At 69.4% G+C, this 17,928-nt stretch carries 18 protein-coding genes; 12 read left to right on the top strand and 6 right to left on the bottom strand.

Annotation, left to right across the window (positions count from 1 at the left end; all coding sequences use genetic code 11):
* A partial coding sequence (locus ACFQ87_RS09345) for a hypothetical protein (RefSeq protein WP_380610011.1) occupies positions 1-265 on the bottom strand: 265 nt, incomplete at its 3' end.
* Between ACFQ87_RS09345 and ACFQ87_RS09350 the strand changes: the two genes are divergently transcribed.
* The 7 genes from ACFQ87_RS09350 to ACFQ87_RS09380 all read left to right on the top strand — a co-directional run bounded on the left by ACFQ87_RS09350 (position 243) and on the right by ACFQ87_RS09380 (position 6,535).
* Positions 243-1,496, top strand: a complete 1,254-nt coding sequence (locus ACFQ87_RS09350) for a hypothetical protein (RefSeq protein WP_380610012.1) — start codon at positions 243-245, stop codon at positions 1,494-1,496. The genes ACFQ87_RS09345 and ACFQ87_RS09350 overlap by 23 nt on opposite strands.
* Positions 1,489-2,358 carry a thiopeptide-type bacteriocin biosynthesis protein gene (locus ACFQ87_RS09355; protein ID WP_380610013.1) on the top strand — a complete coding sequence of 290 codons (870 nt, stop codon included), beginning with the start codon at positions 1,489-1,491 and terminating at the stop codon, positions 2,356-2,358. Before ACFQ87_RS09350 ends, ACFQ87_RS09355 begins: the two co-directional genes overlap by 8 nt.
* Before the next feature lie 122 nt (positions 2,359-2,480).
* Entirely contained in the window at positions 2,481-3,398 is a 918-nt protein-coding gene (locus ACFQ87_RS09360; protein ID WP_380610014.1) for an ABC transporter ATP-binding protein, read from the top strand.
* On the top strand, positions 3,395-4,210 hold the full coding sequence (locus ACFQ87_RS09365; RefSeq protein WP_380610015.1) for an ABC transporter permease: 816 nt from the start codon (positions 3,395-3,397) through the stop codon (positions 4,208-4,210). Before ACFQ87_RS09360 ends, ACFQ87_RS09365 begins: the two co-directional genes overlap by 4 nt.
* Positions 4,211-4,421: 211 nt before the next feature.
* The gene (locus ACFQ87_RS09370; RefSeq protein WP_380610016.1) at positions 4,422-5,585 is read left to right on the top strand and encodes a sensor histidine kinase; all 1,164 of its coding nucleotides are present in this window, start codon (positions 4,422-4,424) and stop codon (positions 5,583-5,585) included.
* Positions 5,582-6,187, top strand: coding sequence for a response regulator (locus tag ACFQ87_RS09375; protein ID WP_380610017.1), 606 nt, complete (start codon positions 5,582-5,584; stop codon positions 6,185-6,187). Before ACFQ87_RS09370 ends, ACFQ87_RS09375 begins: the two co-directional genes overlap by 4 nt.
* 126 nt (positions 6,188-6,313) lie before the next feature.
* Positions 6,314-6,535 (top strand): hypothetical protein, encoded by a 222-nt coding sequence (locus tag ACFQ87_RS09380; RefSeq protein ID WP_380610018.1) that lies wholly within the window; start codon positions 6,314-6,316, stop codon positions 6,533-6,535.
* A 107-nt stretch (positions 6,536-6,642) separates the two neighbouring features.
* Here the strand turns inward: ACFQ87_RS09380 and ACFQ87_RS09385 are convergent, their stop codons facing one another.
* Both ACFQ87_RS09385 and ACFQ87_RS09390 read right to left on the bottom strand, forming a co-directional pair.
* The gene (locus tag ACFQ87_RS09385) at positions 6,643-6,804 is read right to left on the bottom strand and encodes a thiocillin family RiPP (RefSeq protein ID WP_380610019.1); all 162 of its coding nucleotides are present in this window, start codon (positions 6,802-6,804) and stop codon (positions 6,643-6,645) included.
* 89 nt (positions 6,805-6,893) lie between these two features.
* The gene (locus ACFQ87_RS09390) at positions 6,894-7,529 is read right to left on the bottom strand and encodes a response regulator transcription factor (protein ID WP_380610020.1); all 636 of its coding nucleotides are present in this window, start codon (positions 7,527-7,529) and stop codon (positions 6,894-6,896) included.
* Between the two features lie 872 nt (positions 7,530-8,401).
* Here ACFQ87_RS09390 and ACFQ87_RS09395 point away from each other — a divergent pair.
* From ACFQ87_RS09395 to ACFQ87_RS09410, 4 genes are all read left to right on the top strand, one after another.
* The gene (locus tag ACFQ87_RS09395) at positions 8,402-8,845 is read left to right on the top strand and encodes a helix-turn-helix domain-containing protein (protein WP_380610021.1); all 444 of its coding nucleotides are present in this window, start codon (positions 8,402-8,404) and stop codon (positions 8,843-8,845) included.
* An 83-nt stretch (positions 8,846-8,928) separates the two neighbouring features.
* Positions 8,929-9,444, top strand: a complete 516-nt coding sequence (locus ACFQ87_RS09400) for a hypothetical protein (RefSeq protein WP_380610022.1) — start codon at positions 8,929-8,931, stop codon at positions 9,442-9,444.
* Complete coding sequence (locus ACFQ87_RS09405; protein WP_380610023.1) at positions 9,444-10,565, top strand: MAB_1171c family putative transporter; 1,122 nt, start codon at positions 9,444-9,446, stop codon at positions 10,563-10,565. Before ACFQ87_RS09400 ends, ACFQ87_RS09405 begins: the two co-directional genes overlap by 1 nt.
* A gap of 10 nt (positions 10,566-10,575) precedes the next feature.
* Complete coding sequence (locus ACFQ87_RS09410; RefSeq protein WP_380610024.1) at positions 10,576-11,760, top strand: amidohydrolase family protein; 1,185 nt, start codon at positions 10,576-10,578, stop codon at positions 11,758-11,760.
* A 141-nt stretch (positions 11,761-11,901) separates the two neighbouring features.
* Here ACFQ87_RS09410 and ACFQ87_RS09415 read toward each other — a convergent pair whose 3' ends face one another.
* Together ACFQ87_RS09415 and ACFQ87_RS09420 are read right to left on the bottom strand one after the other, a co-directional pair.
* On the bottom strand, positions 11,902-12,033 hold the full coding sequence (locus tag ACFQ87_RS09415; RefSeq protein ID WP_380610025.1) for a hypothetical protein: 132 nt from the start codon (positions 12,031-12,033) through the stop codon (positions 11,902-11,904).
* Between the two features lie 993 nt (positions 12,034-13,026).
* A complete protein-coding gene (locus tag ACFQ87_RS09420; protein WP_380610026.1) occupies positions 13,027-13,989 on the bottom strand; it encodes a hypothetical protein in 963 nt (320 codons plus the stop codon).
* Positions 13,990-14,833: 844 nt separating this feature from the next.
* Between ACFQ87_RS09420 and ACFQ87_RS09425 the strand changes: the two genes are divergently transcribed.
* The gene (locus tag ACFQ87_RS09425) at positions 14,834-16,711 is read left to right on the top strand and encodes a WD40 repeat domain-containing protein (protein ID WP_380610027.1); all 1,878 of its coding nucleotides are present in this window, start codon (positions 14,834-14,836) and stop codon (positions 16,709-16,711) included.
* A 487-nt stretch (positions 16,712-17,198) separates the two neighbouring features.
* Here ACFQ87_RS09425 and ACFQ87_RS09430 read toward each other — a convergent pair whose 3' ends face one another.
* On the bottom strand, positions 17,199-17,600 hold the full coding sequence (locus ACFQ87_RS09430; RefSeq protein ID WP_380610028.1) for a hypothetical protein: 402 nt from the start codon (positions 17,598-17,600) through the stop codon (positions 17,199-17,201).
* Between the last annotated feature and the right edge of the window lie 328 nt (positions 17,601-17,928).

A 17,928-nucleotide genomic window follows, 5' to 3' on the forward strand; every position in this document is an offset into this window, starting at 1 on the left:
AGGTTTTTTGGTCGCAGTTTTTTTTTCTTTTGCTTTTGTTTTTTGGTTCTTTTTTTGGGGCCTGGTTCTTGGTTTTGGGCTGTCGCTCCGCCGCCTTCTTTGCCCCCTCCCCCCCCCCCCTCGACCGGCTCGCCGCGCAGGAGGCGGAGGTCGCCGGCACCCGCGATGCCGCACGGCGCATCACGGCGATCGGTGCTGCTCGCACCGCCGTGGCGGAGGCGTTCGAGTCGGTCGGTTCGCCGGTGCCCAGCTGGGCGACGAGCACCCCCCTGTTCCACGAGACCGACGCCTCGGCACAGGCGGCCGCTCCCGGGCTGCCCGAGGTGGTCCGGGAGGATCTCGCCGAGGCCGGGCGCTGGCTGGCACCGCTGACGGTGCGCCACCCGCTCTACGACGAGATGGTCCGCTGGTTCGTGCGACGTCACGGGCCGGGTGCCGGCGGTGTGGACCTGCTCGGATTCCTGTACTCCTTCCTGGAGGTGGCCGACCTCGCCGCCCTGGCCCGACGGACGCCGGGCCCGCACCCGGGGGAGGGCGGTGCCGACCGCCTGCGCGGTCACGGCACGCTCGGCCACGCCGGTCACGCGGTCTTCTTCCAGATCGCGGCGGCGGACGCCGCGCGGATCGCGGACGGCGAGTACGACATGATCGTCAATCTGGTGCACTCGGGGGCGACCGGACTGCTGAGCCGCTGGACCGGCGTTCCGGCGGTCCACGACCGCCTGGCCGAGCCGCTCACGGACTGGGTGCGCCAGCGGCACCCCGGCTGCACGGTCTACCAGGTGGCCGCCCACGGTGACTGGCTGGACCTGCAACGACCTACCCTGCGGACGCTGCCGAGGCTGCGCTGCCCGGGCGACCTGGCGGACCCGGGGGCCGACGCCGACCTCGCGGAGCTGGCGCTGGCCCACGACCCCGCGACCGGGACCTTGCAGGCATCCGGCCGTGACGGTGCGCCGGTGGCGTTCAGCTACTTGGGCACCGTGCCGCAGTACCTGCTGACCGGGCCGGTCCAGTTGCTGTGCCTGCTGTCCGACCCGTGGATCAGCATGGGCCGCGTCGACCGCGACCGCCGTGTCCTCGACGACGGCGACAGCGCCGGGGTGACGGTCCTGCCGCAACTGCGGCAGGGCAGGATCGTCTGGGCCCGCAAGCGGTGGAGCTTCTCCCCGGAGGACCTGCCACAACCGCGGCACCGGCAGGCCCCGGTGGAGTTCCTGGCCGAGGTGGACCGCTGGCGGTCCCGGCACGGTCTGCCGGACGAGGTGTTCGTCACTCAGATCGTGCGCAGGCCGACCGGCGCGGAGAAGGACAAGCCCCAGTGGCTGGGTTTCGACCACCCGCACTCGATCTGGGCCGTGCTCGGGCACCTGCGGGTCGACGCCGCACGGATCGACGTCGCAGAAGCCCTGCCACACCGCGGGCACCACTGGGCCGACGGCCCGGACGGTCGCCCGGTCGCCACGGAATTCCTCGGACTGGTGTCTCATGCCTGACCCGACGACCTCACCCGGAGCACTGCTGCGCTCCGTCCGCCCGCCGTCCCACGACTGGTTGTACTACCGCATCCACGTCACGGACCCGGAAGCGGCGGACCGCCTCCTCGAACGCCTGGTCGCCCCGATGATGCGGACGCTGCAGCAGGAGGTGCCCGGACTGCGCTGGTTCTTCCTGCGGTTCCTCGATCCCACCGGACTCCACGTGCGGCTGCGGCTCCAGGCCGAACAGCAGGCGCTGAACGCGTGCGAACGGCGGCTCGACGCGGCTCTGGCGGCCGGTCGGCAGGACCAGCCGGGCCTCTTCGAGTCCTCGGGCAAGTTCCTGTACGCCCCGGAGGTCCACAAGTACGGGCCGGGAGCCGGGATGCAGCTGGCCGAGGAGCTCTTCCAGGCCAGCAGCGAGATGGCCGTCTCGTGCCTGGGGGAGCGTCATCGGGCCAACCGGGTCGGTTACGGCGCCGCCCACATGAAGGTCCTGCTCGCCGGTCTGCCGGCGCAGCAGCGGCCGGCGTTCGTGCACCAGTACGCCTGGTACTGGTCCGGTGGGCCGCTGACGACCGGCCAGGCCGCGAAACCGCGGTTCGCCCGGACGGATGCCCGGGCGGCCGCCCAGGCGTCCCGGCTGGCCTCGCAGGTGGAGCGGGCCCTGGCGGACCCGGCGACCCGGGCTGCCCTGGAGCTCTTCGCCGCGCGGTTCTGGACGGCCATGGAGGGTCGCGAGCGGCAGGCGGGCACAGGGTCGGACTACTACCTGCTCTTCCACCACATGCACCTGACGAACAACCGGCTCGGGGTCTTCCCGGGTGTCGAGGCGGCGCTGGCCCGGCTGATGTGGCTCTCGGCGGACCGGCTCTGTTGAGCCGCCGGGCCGCGTCGCGAAATCGCATGACAAATGTCATGCCGGGCGGATGCGGAAAGTATCGCGGAGTTTCTGACATGTGCGCCAATGCCCCTGAATAACCTTTCTGATATCTTTCAAATATGGCCCAGGACATAGTGATTGAGGTTCGCGATCTCCACAAGAAATACGGGGACTTCGCTGCGGTGAAGGGAATTTCTTTCCAGGTTCCACGGGGGCAGGTGTTCGCACTGCTCGGTACCAACGGCGCCGGAAAGACGACGACGATGGACACCCTGGCCGGCTTCCAGAGCCCGACGAGCGGCACGGTCAGCGTACTGGGCGTCGATCCCCGGGCGGGACGGCGGAAGACGGCCGGGCGGGTGGGCGTGATGCTGCAGGAAGCCGGCTTCTTCGAGGGCCTGACGGTGACGGAGACCGTTGACGCCTGGCGCAGGTTCACCCCCGGTGCCAGGCCCCGCGAGGAGGCGATCGAGATGGTCGCGCTGCAGGGCCAGGCCAGAACACCTGTGGGTCGGCTCTCCGGGGGCGAGAAGCGCCGGCTCGATCTCACGCTCAGTCTGCTGGGCCGTCCGGAGGTGCTCTTCCTGGACGAGCCGACCACCGGGCTCGACCCGCAGGCCCGGCGCCAGACCTGGGCCCTGCTGCAGGACCTGGTGTCCGAGGGCATGACCGTCCTGCTGACCACGCACTACATGGAGGAGGCCGAGTTCCTCGCCGACCACGTGGCCATCATGGACGGCGGCACCATCGCGCGGGAGGGGAGCCTGACGGAGCTGAGGGACCGGGTGGGCGGCACGATCGCCTTCCGCCTTCCGCCCACGCTGAGCTCCCACGACCTCCCGGAGCTCGGGAACGCCGAGGTGCGCGAGTCAGCGGGCCGGGTGACGCTCCTGGCGCGCGACTCCCAACGGGCCCTGCTCGACGTCCTGCTGTGGGCAGACGGGCGCGGTGTCGAGCTGCTCGACCTCCAGGTCGACGGCGGATCCCTCGAGGACGTCTTCCTCGGCATCACTGCGCACGGAAGGGCTGGGCGATGAACTGGTTCGAATACACGGTGGCACATTTCCGGCTGGCTCAGCTGGTCTTCTGGAAGCGCCTCGGATTCGCGCTGACGGGGACGGTACTGCCGCTCGGCCTCGGTATCGCGCTGTCCGTCCGGGCGAAGCAGCAGGACCCCATCGCCGGTGTCCCGGCGGACCTGTACGTCCTGACCGGATTCCTGGGGTTCTCGCTGTTCTTCGTCGTCTACAACCTGGTCAACTCGGTGACCTCGCGGCGTGATGCGCTGATCTACAAGCGGCTGCGCGGAACCGCCCTCCCGGACAGTTCGATCTTCATCGGGGAAGGGGCGAGTGCCTCCGTCGTCAGCTGCGGCGTGGCGGTGATCCTGGCGGTCTTCGGAGTAGCGGGCCTGGGCTCGGGACTGCCGTTCAACATTCCGCTGCTCGCGCTCGGGATCCTGCTCGGAGCCACGATGTTCGCCATGCTGGCGGTCGGCGTCTCGGGCATCCTGCCCAGCGCCGAGATGTCGGTCTGGATCACGACTCCCGTCATGGTGTTCCTGATGATGTGCTCCGGCATCTTCATCCCGCTGTCGAGCCTGCCGGGCCCGCTGGGAACTGTGGCGGCCTACCTGCCCCTGGCGCCGGTGGTCAGCATCGTCCGCACCTCGTACTTCGGCCGTGACTTCGCCAGCCACTCCGTCACCGCGCTGCCCGGGGCGAAGCTGGACTTCCTGGGGAGCCTCCACGTCTGCCTCAGCCCCATCGGGGTGACCGTCGCCTGGGCCGCGATCGGGCTCTGGCTCGCCCGGAGGTGCTTCAGGTGGGATCCGAAGCGCACCGGTTGACCGCCGGGCGGCTGCCGTAACGGGCGGTCGGTCGCGCGCCGGGCGGTGGGCCTGCGTCCGGGGTGCGCGCTAGGCTCGCACAGGGGAGGTAGTTCGCAAGCTCGCGGACCCGTCGGCCGGACGAGAGTCGCCGCCACCCGCGGTGGCCGTCGCGGCGGACGAACTGCTGAGCCTCGGCAAGGTACGGGAACAGGGAGGGGGACGGGCGCGCATGGGTGAGCACTCGTCGCAGGCGGTGTCCCGATCGGCGACCATCGTGCTGATCGCGATCGCGTTGGTCTACGCAGCGGAGCCGCTGCTGCGAATCGGCCGCCCCGGACCGTTGCCGGCCGCCCTGCTCCTGCTCGGGCTGGCAGCGTTCTCCACCGCGCTGGCGCGCGTGCTGTGGCGCGGCGCCCGGGGTGCGCCGCCGGCGGCGCGAACTCCCCTCGATCTCCTGGTGGTCGGGTACGCGGCGTTGGCGATGTGCCTGCAGTTCGGGCTGGAGTGGGCCGCTCTCCCGGCCCTGTTCTCCGGGGCGGCAGCCGTCACCCTCTCCCGCTACCGGGCGCTCGCGGCGGTGCTGGTGGCGCTGTCGGTCGAGCTGTACGCCGGTCTCAAGCTGCACCTTCCCGCGCTGACGGTCGCCGATCTGTTGGGCCGCGCGAGCATCGTGATCATCGTCATCTACGCGGTGGGGAGGATCCTCAGCATGGGGCGCGAGATCGAGCGCAACCGGACGGAGCTCGCCCGGCTGGCCGTACTGGAGGAACGCCTGCGCTTCTCCCGCGACCTGCACGACCTCGTGAGCCACAGCCTGTCGGTGATCTCGCTCAAGAGCGAGGTGGCGACCAGGCTTGCCGAGCGCGACCTGCCGAGGGCGGGAGCCGAGATGGGCGCCGTCGTCGAGATCTCGCGACAGGCGATCAGCGACGTGCGCTCCCTCGTCCGCGGGTACCGGGAGCAGTCGCTGGCTTCGGAACTCGACGGCGTGGTCAGTGTGCTGGAGGCCGCCGGCGTACACGTCGAGGTCACCGCCTTCCGGACCGACCTGCCGCAGCATCTCCAGGACACCTTCCGGTGGGTGGTGCGTGAGGCGGCGACCAACATCCTCAGGCACAGCAGCGCGACGAACTGCACGGTCGAGGTCAGGAGTACGAGTGGTGGAGTGGCTGTGGAGATCATCAACGACGGCGTCGCCGACAGGAGCGCGGGCAGGGTCCCCGACGGGGGCGGCCACGGGCTCGAAGGTCTCTCCGAGCGGCTCGCCCTGATCGGCGGCAGCCTGTCGTACGGCCGCGTGCCGGGCGGCGGCTTCCGGGTGCACGCATGGGCTCCGGAGCAGGCGGTCGCCGGTGCGGGTGGCACGTCGGCCGGGACGGAGGAGGGCCGGTGATCCGGGTGTTGATCGCGGAGGACGAGCGCCTCCTCCGGGACGCGATGACCACCGTGCTGTCCCTGGAGGACGACATCCTCGTCGTCGCCCAGACCGGCAGCGGTGCGGAGGTCGCCTCGCTGGTGGTCTCCGAGAGGTGCGACGTGGCACTCCTCGACATCGACATGCCGGGCATGAACGGCTTCGAGGCCGCGGAGGCGCTGCGAGCACTGCCGTCGACCGTCCCGGTCGTCATCCTCACCGCGCAGGGGCGTCCGGGCTATCTGAGGCGCGCCCTTCGGGCCGGAGTCCGCGGGTTCGTCACCAAGGACGTCTCGGGCTCGCAGCTGGCCGTGATCATCCGCCAGGTGCACGCCGGCGGCCGGTACATCGACCCCGAGGTCGCCGAGGACGCCATGTTCGTCGGTGAGTGCCCGCTGGGACCGCGTGAGCTGGAGGTGCTGCGGCTGGCCGAGGGCGGGCGGTCCCTGGGCACGGTCGCACGCGAGCTCTCACTCAGCGAGGGAACCGTACGCAACTACATGTCGGCCGCCATGTCCAAGCTCGGTGCCGGCAACAGACTGAGCGCCATCAAACTCGCCCGCTCCATGGGATGGCTGTAGCGACGGCGGTTGGTCCGTCGCGCTGGCCCGCGCGCCGTCGGCGCCACCGGGCCCGGCCGGAGCGGCACAGCTTCCGCAGACCTGCGGATGACGGCTCGGGCGAGCCGTGTTCACGAAGGGAACGCCATGGAATCCAAGAAGGACGACAACTCCGGGAGTGGTCTGCTCGGCAGGCTGTTCGGCTCGGACGACGCGCCCGCCGAGTCGGGTGCTGCCGGAGGCGAGGAGGGGCAGAACTCCTCCTCGGGAGCGCAGAGCGGTAAGGACCGGAAGGACCAGAAGGACAAGAAGGAGAAGCGCAAGCGGATCTCGGGCATCATGGGCGGAATCGCCGGCGCAGGAGGCTGAGCCGCGCACCGCCGCCGAAGGACCGGCAGCCGGGCCGTGCGCACGGCCCGGCTGCCCCCAGGTCAGGTACGGGAGCCCGCCAGGGGCTCAGTGCCCGACCGAACCGGTCAGTTGGAGCCGACCGTCGAGGCGCTGCCCAGGCAGCCGCCGACCGTGCCGGCCGACGAGATCGTGCCGAGGCAGTTGAATCCGATGGTCTCGGGCAGCTCCTCGATCAGAAAGCCCTCGTCGCCCAGGTCGGAAACCGCGATGTCTGAAACGGAGTTCATGATGGTGCTCCTCTGGTTGAAGGTGGATCCCGCTGTGGTACGGGCGGCCCCGTCGATCCCTGGCCGCCCTGTGATTCCGGGCCTTTCGCTCAGATCGCGATGAGCCCGGATTCGTACGCCGTGGCAACCGCTTGCGCGCGACTTCGCACGGCGAGTCTGTTGAGAATTTGGTGCACGTGAGATCTCACGGTCGTCTCCGTGACGCAGAGTTCCGCGGCCACTTCGGCGTTCGACAACCCCTGGGTGAGCAGCACGAGCACGTCCAGCTGGCGCCCGGTCAAGATGTCCTGTGGATCGGACCTGACCCCCGCGGCCGTGGACCGCACCAGTCGCACCGTCTTCTCCGCTATCGCCAACGGCATGAGCACGGTGTCCCCGGAAGCGACCACGTGGATGGAGTGGATGAGTTCCGTCGGTGAGCTGCTGGGGCTCAGCACGGCCCGCGCGTTGACCGAGAAGAAATCGGAGCCGCGCACGGTGTCGACATCGGCGAGCATGATCACTTTCGCCGTCCTGGCGATTTCCCGCTGGACGTCGAGGCTCACGACGAGCCCCGAGATCAGGACGATGTCGGGCAGCCATTCCTCCGTCGCCCGGAGTGACTCGTGGTCACCCTGCACCTGAGCCACGACTTCCAGGTCCGGCTGCGCGTCGATCAGCGCTCGCAGGCCGGCGCCGAACAGCAGGTCGGTGGAGCAGATGAGTACACGCGTCACCGTCAGCACTCCGAAGTGCATTCGTCGCCGATCGATATCGCAACTGCCATAAGTATCGCATCCCCCGTTGGAGTGCCCGCTCTCGTGGGCGCTGATCCGTGTGGACAAAGATGTGATCGCCGTTCAGTCCATTCCCGTCGAATTCCCCTTCGCCAGCTCTTCGCCCGCCCGCCAATTTGTCGGGCCGGTAGGTGATCTGACGCCTCGTCGCACTCATAGATCGTCCATCAGATGTGGACCTCGCGGCAACATGTTCGGAGGATTTTGAGGATCACCTGAGGTTTGCGGCTGACTGGATCCATGACGGGGCGAGGCAAGGTCTGCGGGATTGCCCCACAACTCCTGGGCGGACTTTCGGGCGAGGCCAGGGACGGCTGGAGAAGGGTTGGGAATATCCGCCTCGACGGCATGCGTCAGTTCGACTCCCGGACATCACCGATTGATGTCGAGGAGCCGGAGGAAAAGGCTGCGTTCGGGTCCGTCCTGGATTTCTGTGAATGGAATTCAGGAGTCCTCTTGCCGCTATCCGGCGACAGTCGGTCGGGCCGGGTCGGGGGCGGCGCGCCACGCCGCGGGCCGCCTCGAACGGGATTCCGGGTGCACCCGTACCGACGGCGGCGTGCGCCGCACATCCCGGCCGCGTGTCACCTCGACTGCCGCCCGGTGCATGGCGGTACCCCCTGCCCTGGCTGGAGTCGGTCCGTCCACTCTCATGAAGATCGTCTTCAGTTCACATGTACCTCAGTGGAGATCTGACATGAGCAAGTCCTACCACGGGGTGGCGGTTGGTTCAACTGACATATAGACGCCGGGCGTGAGGTACATTCATGCCAGTGGATTCATGCGAGTGGAGTCCCGGCTGCCGTGGTGAGGAGAGACGCGTGACCGAGCAGGCAGGCCGCAGCCTGGCGGACCGGCTGAACCACCTGTTCGCGACCGTCAAGCCGCGCGGGGGCCAGGAATACAGCAACGAGCACGTTGCGGCCGCCTGCAGCAGGGCCGGCGTCGCGATCTCACAGAGCTACATCTGGCAGCTCCGCAAGAACAAGAAGACGAACCCGACCCTCCGGCACCTGCAGGCGCTGGCCGACTTCTTCGGCGTGCCGGCAGCCTACTTTTTCGCTGACGAGGTGACGGACCGGGTCGAGGGGCAGCTCAGGCTCCTGGTGGCGGAGCAGGAGCGCCTGGAGAAGACGGTCGGCAGCAATGACGTGAAGGTGATGGCCATGCGCGCGGGCGAGCTGTCGCCGGAGCGGCGCAAGCAGGTCATGGACCTCCTCGACGTCGTCTACCGACTGGAACAGGCCGAACGTCGGGGTATGTGACCGCGGGCGATGTGACCATCCGTCCGCCGGGGGGCGGTCCGGCGAGCGCGACGACCTGGCACCGAATCTGAGCGGGGGACGGATTGAACGAACGGGCGCTGCGGCGTCAATGCCGGCGTGAGCTGCAAGCACTGGGCGTCCAGCCGCCGCTGCGGGTGGACGACCTGTGCCGGCTCCTCGGGGAACGGCGGGAGCGCCCCATCCGGCTCGTGCCCCACCCCCTGCCGGTGCCAGGGCCGTTCGGCATGTGGCTGGCCACCGCGTCGGCCGACTACATCCTCTACCAGCAGAAGACCAGCAAGATCCATCAGGACCACATCATCCTGCACGAGGTCGGCCACATCCTGGCGGACCACCAGAGTGACGACACCGACGAGGAGTTCTGGCGGGAGTCGATGCCCGACCTCTCGCCGGACGCCGTCCGGCGAGCACTCCGACGCACCCACTACGACCACGAGCACGAGCGCGAGGCGGAACTCGTCGCCACGATCATCCTCGAGTGGGCCTCCGTGCTGGACCGGGTAACTCCGCGTCGGGTCAGCGACCCGTCCCTGCACCGTATCCAGACCGCTCTCGGTGACCGGCGGGGGTGGCTGTAGTGAACGCCGCGATGTACCTGACCGCTGCGATGTTCCTGTTCGCGGTGTGCTGGAAGGTCTACCAGCTCTGGCAGGCCCCCCGGGACCGCGCTCTCAGATCGGTGACTGCCTGCCTCATCTGCCTGGCGGTGTGTTTCTCCACGGGGTTCCCGCCTGAGGAGCGCGCCTTGAACGCCATCGCGAGGGGCGCGGCCCTCCTGGTCTCGAACATCCCGCTCCTGGCGGCCGTCTACTTCCTGCTCGCCTTCTACCTGCACTCCGCCGCCGACCGAGCTCGGGCACGGCGACGGGCCCGCCTGGAGGCCGTTCCGCTGTTGGTGACCGTGCTGGTCATCACTGCAGCGACGTTCGCCACCCCGGCCGGCATCCTCAGACACCCCTATACCCCGGCCGAGCTGCACAATCCGTGGATTGCGATCTTCTTCCTCGCGGCTCAGCTGTATCTGGTCCACGCGTTCGCCACGACGTCCTGGTGGACCGCCCGTTACGCCCGCATGTCGCGCGGGCCGGCAAAGGTCGGTCTTTGGCTCACCACCGGGTCGATGGTCGGCATGGCGATGGCCGATGCCTGTCGCGTCGTGATGGACGTGATCGGCTGGAGCGACGGTGCCATACCCACGTGGCTGGACGGCGCTGCGAACGGCTTCTTCACGATCGCAGTGCCAGTCTTCATCGCCGGTCTGAGCTACCCGGGCGTCATGTTGCGGGTGGCGGCATTCAAGATCTGGCGCCAGCACCGCCGAACCTACCGGCGCCTTGACCCGCTGTGGCAGTTGCTGCACGAGGCGTTCCCGGAAGACGCTCTGGACCGTGCGCCGGCGGCCGGCACCTGGCGGGATGCCCTGGCCCTGCACGCGGTGCACCGCAACTACTACCGCCGTGTCGTCGAGTGCCGCGACGGCCTGGTGAGGGTGAGCCCCTACCTCGCGCAGCAGGGCGTGCAGGACAGCGCAGCCCCCCACGAGGTGGCTGGCCATCTGCGCCCGGCTCTCCAAGCCCGGGCGGCCGGCGTGCCCGCACCGACCCAGGCGATCGCCGTCGCTCTGCCTGACGAGGACGGCCTCGACGCCGACGCGCGCCAGCTGGTGACGCTCTCCGACGCCCTCACGACTCACAGATAGAACTCCACGCATGTTTGACCAACTGATCACAGCTGCCCGAGTCATCATCGGGCCTGGCGGCGAATGCATCGAGGACGGTGCAGTCCTCATCCGCGACGACATCATCGCGGAGGTCGGACCACGCGAGTCCGTCGGGACGCTGCAAGTCCAAGGCGTGATCAGGCACGACTTCCCTGCTGGCACGGTACTGCCGGGACTCATCGACGCCCACGTCCACCTCGCCTTCGACGCCGGTTCGGATCCGGTGACCGGTCTGCTCAGCACGGATGACGAGACCCTGCTGGAGGGCATGGCCGACCGTGCCCTCCAGCTGCTTCGCACCGGCGTGACCACGGTGCGAGACCTCGGAGACCGCAACGCCCTGGCCGTACGGCTGCGCGACGCGATCGCCACCGGGTCCGTACCCGGCCCCCGGATCTTGTCCGCAACAACACCGTTGACCGCGGTCGGCGGGCACTGCTGGTTCTTCGGCGGCGAGGTCGAAGGTGCCGATGCCATCCGGGCCCTGGTACGCCGCAACGTTGAGGCTGGAGCCGACGTCATCAAGGTGATGGCCACCGGCGGTGGCCTTACCAAGGGCGGACCTGCTATCTGGCAGTCCCAGTTCACCGTTGACGAGCTTCGCCTCGTCGTGGAGGAAGCCCGCCTGGCGGGTCTGCCGGTGGCGGTGCACGCTCACGGCACCGAGGGCATCGAGGCAGCTGTGGCCGCCGGGGTGAACACCATCGAGCACTGCACGTGGATGGCCGAGAACGGTGGCTTCGACCTCCGCGAAGATCTCGCCGCCGCAATCAAGGCTGCCGGGATCCACGTCTGCACAGCCACCAGCCCCAACTGGCGCGCGTTCGCTGAACGGGTCGGCCACGAGCGCGCCGAGGAACTCTTCGCCTCGATGCGCTGGATGGCTGAGCTGGACCTCCCGATGATCGCTGGTACGGACGCCGGCGTGACGCGAGCCGTGTTCGACCAGTTCGTCAACAGCCTGGAGTTCTACCAGCACTTGGGACTTCCGCTCTGGAAGATCATCGACATGGCCACCGTCACCGCGGCCAGCGCCCTGGGCATCGGCTCCGACACCGGACAGCTGGCCGTGGGCTACCGCGCCGACCTCCTGGTCGTCGACGGCAACCCTCTCGACGAGCTCGACGCCCTGCGCCGGGTGCAGCTCGTCCTGGCTGCCGGTCTTCCCTTCTGAAGCCGAGCGGAGATGGCCGGCCCGACGCTGCACACGCGCTCAGGACGGCTACTCCAGCTCTGCTGAGCTGACCCGAGACGCGCGCGAACACCGGCGTGTAGAGGTGCGCGAACTGCTCGGGCAGCGATTCGAGTTGGAACATCACGCCGTCGCACTGGGCGAGGCTGGGGCTGTGTAGGCGAGGTTTTCGATGTCCTCGAAGAGCTCGTCGATGAGAAGGTCGATGGCGCAGACGAGCGCGCCGGCCGCGAGCTCGGCGTCCTCTCGCGCCACGATCAGCTCCCTCGAACGCCCCCCACCGCTCGCCGTCCCGGGCCGCGACTCCGCCGCGGCAGCCTTGAGACGGACCCAGACGGCCGGCGGCAGGATCGCGTCATGCGGCCAGTCCGGACACCCCCAGGCCCCCGCCGTGAACGAACCGCTCGCCGCCCGCCGGGAGGAGTGGGCCCTCAACAGTTCCGCCGTACGGCCCCGGCATCAATCAAGGGTTCACCCCAATCCTTAGGGCGAGGAGTGGGGTGAACCCCATCGGGAAGCGCTTTGAATAAATCAGCGAGAACTTTCAGGTGCCACGATCTTGCAGTCCAGAATGAGCCGCCGATCACTCCCCTGGCATCACCTCGCCAATCACCGTGGCCGCGTGCGGGGTCAGACTCCTTCCGAGGAAGATGCCAAGAAGGCGCGCTTCGCACCACAACGCGCCACTCCCGTTTCCGGGGTCCGAATTCCGCCGTAAAGAGGTGTCTGCGACTACCGACGGCAGTGGATCTCGGGAAGTGGACGTACTACGTCGACCGGGCTCCCGCGGACGCTGCACCCCACGCGACAGACGGCCAACCGGCACCATGGTAAGCCACCGGATCGTCTCGACCAGTGTAATTTCCGTGTTACTCGTCGCTTAGGCCCGAGAGAACAGGAAATCTTCAACCTTGGCAATAGCCTCGGGCGCATTCCGGGTTTCCAGAAGGACGCCGGGATCATCGGGCCCGTTAGGATATGGGCCGCCAGCCCAGACTTGATAACCGCCCTCTCGGTCGACGCTCACGAACGCCGGAAGCGGTTCACCACCTCCGTTAGCCCACCAGCAGGGACCGGTGCTGAAGCAAAGCCTGCCGTGGCTCGTAAATGGATAGAATCGCCCGAGTTTACTGGGGCGGGCCTCGATCACCAGAGCCGTCAGCCCCAGCTCTTGTCCTCGGTTCCGAGCACCCTTGCGGTGCTCGGAACCGAGGACCCAGCGCGCCAAGTACTTGCCGTGGGGCGCGGTCACTCGTGCCGGAAGCCGCGCTCTGGATCGCGTCCTTCGTCGAACGGTTCGAACCAGTGATCCGGGTTGAGGTTCACCGTTCCCAGCTTCTGACTGATCTCGCTGTCGGCGTCTTCGAGCCCATCAAGGCTACGGTCGAACAGCATGAGGACGTCGTGGTCCTCGAACAGGAGGTCCAGGCATGTCTCCCAGTCGAAGTCGTCCTCGCTGACAGGTAGCTCATCCACAAGGCCCGCAATCCGGTTGGGGCGGTCACGCAGCAGCGTCTTGGCCTTGCGGATCGCCAGGTGCAGGGCCATCTCCTCGCCAGTGCAGGTCGGGTAGGGCGTCCGCCCCGCATCGAGATCACCGTGAAGATCGTCGAACGCGCGGGCCATCTGCTTGCGCCAGACACGGGGACGGCGAAACGTCAGCGGCGGCAGCTTCGCAAACAGGCCAGCGGCCCCTGGGGCCAGCGGCTCGTCGTCCAGCGCCGCCACCTCTTCCCAAGCCTGCTGCGACAAGTCCTCCAGCGCTACCCGCAGTACCGCGGCCGTGCGCGCACTCAGCTGCCAGCCGTCCTCGTCGGTCTCCTCGTCCGGCTCTTCCTCCCAACGGTCGGCACGTCGACCCCGAAGCCGGTCTCTTACCCGCCGACTGGCGTCCTCGAAGGCGGCGAGCGCGGTGTCGATCAGCCGCAGACGGTCGCTGAACTCCCGCCCTTCAAGCAGCGCACCCGCTTCCTCGAGCAGCCCGCCACCTTCAAGGACGAAGGCGGATCGGGGGATGACGATCGCTCCGCAGTCCCCGGCGAGCCGGTCGGCGGCATTCGCCATCATGGCGGCCGCGACCAGTGGGGTGTCGTACGGCGCGGCCAGGTCGAGATGCTCAATCACCAGGAAGTCCCCGACCGCCATTTCGACGGCGGCCGTGAACCTCTCGTTAGGGTCGCCGTCCGGCGTGAGGAGTTCGGAGGCGACCACGGCGAGCAGCGGACTCTCGTCACTGAGACGATCGCTGAAGTTGCCGACACCCCATGGCCGACAGCGGCTGACACCCAGCAGGCCGACCTGACCGGCAGTCGGTGGCGTCCGTACCGGCGCCCTCGGCACCCGGAGTGATGCAGCTGCCGGACGGCCTGACGGCCCGTGAGGCCGAGGTGCTGGCGTTGATCGCCACCGAGCAGGGCGGTGAGCGGCGCGGTGAGGGCGGGATGGGCGAGGAGCCGGTGTATCAGAGTCCGGTCGCGCTGGTAGAGCCGGTTGGCTTGCCGGCAAGTTGTCCCGGGTGTCCCCGGTTGTGCCCGACGCCGGGTCCCGGTGCGACAAGGCGCGTCAAGCTTCCGGCTGCCGCCCGCGGCCACCGCGCGTCAGCCGTCCGGCGCCGCGACTGTGGTACGTGTCGTGTCCGGGGGTGGGGTGCGGGGTTGCCGGTGTGGGTGGAACGACGTGATGTCGTGATGTCGGGCCCGGGGGTGCGCCTGAGTGGTTGTCAGCGGGTGCGTCTACGGTGCCGGTCATGAATGGTGATGTGCGTGAGGGTGGTTCGGGTACCGGTCCGGTGGTGGCGGGTGAGTGGTGGACGGACCTGGGGTTGTTGGTGAATGGCGATCCGGCGCGGGTGTGGGAGCTGCTGGACTCGGGGGCGGATCCGCGGGCTCGTTTGGTGGCGGCGGTGTATCGGGCGTCGGCGTATGTGCACCGGGATGCGACGCCGGGGGCGCGTCGGCAGTTGCTGGCGCTGGATGCGGCTCGATACGGAGACATGGAGCTGGCGGCACGGATCAGCGCCGCTCCGGTGGTAGGCGAGCCTGCGCCGCGGTGGGGGGTGGCATGGTCCACCGGTACCCAGGTCGATGCCCGGTTCCGGCACATGATGGCCCACGGCACCCCCGTGCACGCGGTGGCGACGGCGATGGTGGACGGCCGCCCGGTCGCCGTCACCGGCAACGAGGACGACGTACGGGTGTGGAACCTGGTCACCGGCGAGCAGATCGGCTGCTTCCCGTACCGCCACGACGGCGCGGTGCGCGCGGTGCCGACGACCGTGCTGGAGGGCCGCCCGGTCGCCATCATGGGCGGTGACTCGGCTATGTCGGTGTGGGACCTGGCCACCGCCGAGCAGATCGGGGACACACTCGAAGGCGTGTGTGCGGTGGCGACGGCGGTGGTGGACGGCCGCCCGGTCGCCATCGCCAGCGGCGGCAAGGATAGGACGGTGCGGGTGTGGGACCTGGCCGCCGGGCAGCCCGTCGGCGACCCCCTGCACGGCCACGACGGCCCGATGCATGCGGTGGGGACGGCGGTGGTGGACGGCCGCCCGATCTCCATCGCCATCGGCGAGGACGGGACGACGCGGGTGTGGGACCTGGCCACCCGCCAGCAGATCGGCGAACCCCTGCACGGCCACGACGGCCCGATGTATGCGGTGGCGACGGCGGTGGTGGACGGCCGCCCGGTCGCCGTCACCAGCGGCGGCGAGGACGGGACGGTGGTGCGGGTGTGGGACCTGGCCGCCGGGCAGCCCGTCGGCGACCCCCTGCACGGCCACGACGGCGAGGTGTATGCGGTGGCGACGGCGGTGGTGGACGGCCGCCCGGTCGCCGTCACCAGCGGCGAGGACGGGACGACGCGGGTGTGGGACCTGGCCACCCGCCAGCAGATCGGCGAACCCTTGGAAGGCCATGACCTGGAGGTGTGGGCGGTGGCCACCGGGGTGGTGGAGGGTCGGCCGGTCGCCGTCACCGGCGGCGAGTGGGGGACGGTGTGGGTGTGGGACCTGGCCACCCGCCAGCAGATCGGCAACCCTCTGCGAGGCCACAGCAGAGACATCTCGGCGGTGGCCACCGGGGTGGTGGAGGGCCGGCCGGTCGCCGTAACCAGCAGCTGCGACGACAACACGGTGCGGGTGTGGGACCTGGCCACCGGCGAACAGATCGGCGAGCCGCTGCAAGACCCCACCGGCCTGGTGCGGGCGGAGGCAACCGCGGCGGTGGAGGGCCGGCCGGTCGCCGTCACCCGCGACAAGGACAGGACAGTGCGGGTGTGGGACCTGACCACCCGCCAGCAGATCGGGCACGCGCTGCAAGTTCCCACCGGCAGCGGCGTGTTGGTGGCGACGACCACGGTCGCCGTTACCGGCAGCAAGGACGGGACGGTGCGGGTATGGGACCTGGCCACCGGCCAGCCGATCGGCAACCCCCAGCAAGGCCACACCGACTACGTGCAGGCGGCGGCACTCGGTGAGCTGGAGGGCCGTCCAGTCGCCGTCACCGGCGGCCACGACGGGACGGTGCGGGTGTGGGACCTGGCCACCGGCGAGCCGATCGGCGAGCCGCTGCAAGGCCGTACCGGCTGGCTGCGGGCGGCGGCAACGACCGTGCTGGACGGCCGGCAAGTCGCCGTCGCCGTCAGCAGCGACGGGACCGCACGAATATGGGACCTGACCACCCGCCAGCAGATCGGCGACCCCATGCGAGGCCACGGCAAAAACATCTCGCACGCGGCAATCGGAGTGATGGAGGGTCGGCTGGTCACCGTCACCGGCTGCCACGAAGGGACGGTGCGGGTGTGGGACGTGGCCACCGGCGAGCAAGTGGGGCCGGAACTGGTGTTCCCCGCAGACGTGACTGCGTTGGCGGTGGCTCCAGGCGGGCGGCTCGTGGTCGGTTTCGGTCACGAGGTCGCGGTCCTGTCTCCCCGCTGACCGGGCAGACCATCCTCCCCATCGGGCCCCTGCGGGCCGGCCACTCGTGAGTAAGCGGAACGCAACGGGCGCCTTGCCGCCCCGGCCCGGAACAGCCGCAAGGCCACAAACCCGGCCGGGGCTGCAGGGGCCAAGCGCAACACGAACACGCCACCGCTTGAGCCTGGCCTGGCGTGTATACAACACGCCATTCCGCGCGGATAGATCTACGCCACCGAGCTGTAAAGGTCACACCCCGCTTGGCCTAGCGGCGCGCACCGGCGCCGGGCCAAGCGGGGGCGGTGTACCGATCTTCCGTGCGCGGTCACGCCCGCTGAGAACCTCGCCGCGGCGGGTGCCAGCGGGGGCGCCGCGAGCCTGGTCGCGTCAGGCCTACTGGATCTGGACCTGGTCCGCCTGCATCCACGAAGAGGTCCTCGCCACTTTCCGGGGTACCCGACCCTTCGCGTCGCTGAACGCTTCAAGACGCTGGCGGAGGGCCAGAAGGTCACATTCGTGGCCGTGCAGGGCCCCACGGCCAGCCCGGCGCCAGCAGGCAGCCGCGACAGGCCGCCGACACCAGCAACCAGGTAGGCACCTTCAACATCCCGAGCCTCGCCCGGGCGGCGAACGCGAACCCCGCCGCCGCGCAGACCGCGTCCGCGACCGCCGTCCCGGCCGGAGACGGCAGCACCGCCGCCGGATCGTCGGCGAGCGCGACCAACCAGGACGTGAACACCGCCGCAGCCCGGCCCGCCCGACGCGACCAGCACCGCAGCCAGCCCCGCACCGTCGTCACCGGCCTGCCCAACCGCTCGGCGATCCACCTGCTCCCCCAGCCGACCGCCGCCAGCTCCAGGCCAGCCCCCACCACCTCGGCCGTGTCCGCGCGCCTGACCAGGGACAACACCGGCAACAGGATGTGCGTCGCCTCGCAGGAACGACACCTCGCCCTGCGCGGGCGCACCACTACGACCCCGCCCGGACCCCGCAGGCTCCGCGACCGGCCCCAGCCCCACCGGGCCAGCACCCCACCGCAGTCCGGGCACGACAGCTCGCCCGCCGACAATCGCTGTTCGACAGCCGCAGCTGTCACCTCTACCGTGACCAAGGCGCCCCCAGTTGGCGCTCGCACGGCCCTCCCGGACGCCGCCAAACGAGCGTGCGGCACCCCGAAGATCAATCCCCCTGCAGCAACTTCCTTACCATCACCACCGTCAGTGGCACAACACTGCCCG

Source organism: Kitasatospora sp. NPDC056531 (genome assembly GCF_042794375.1).
Classification (GTDB): Bacteria; Actinomycetota; Actinomycetes; order Streptomycetales; family Streptomycetaceae; genus Kitasatospora.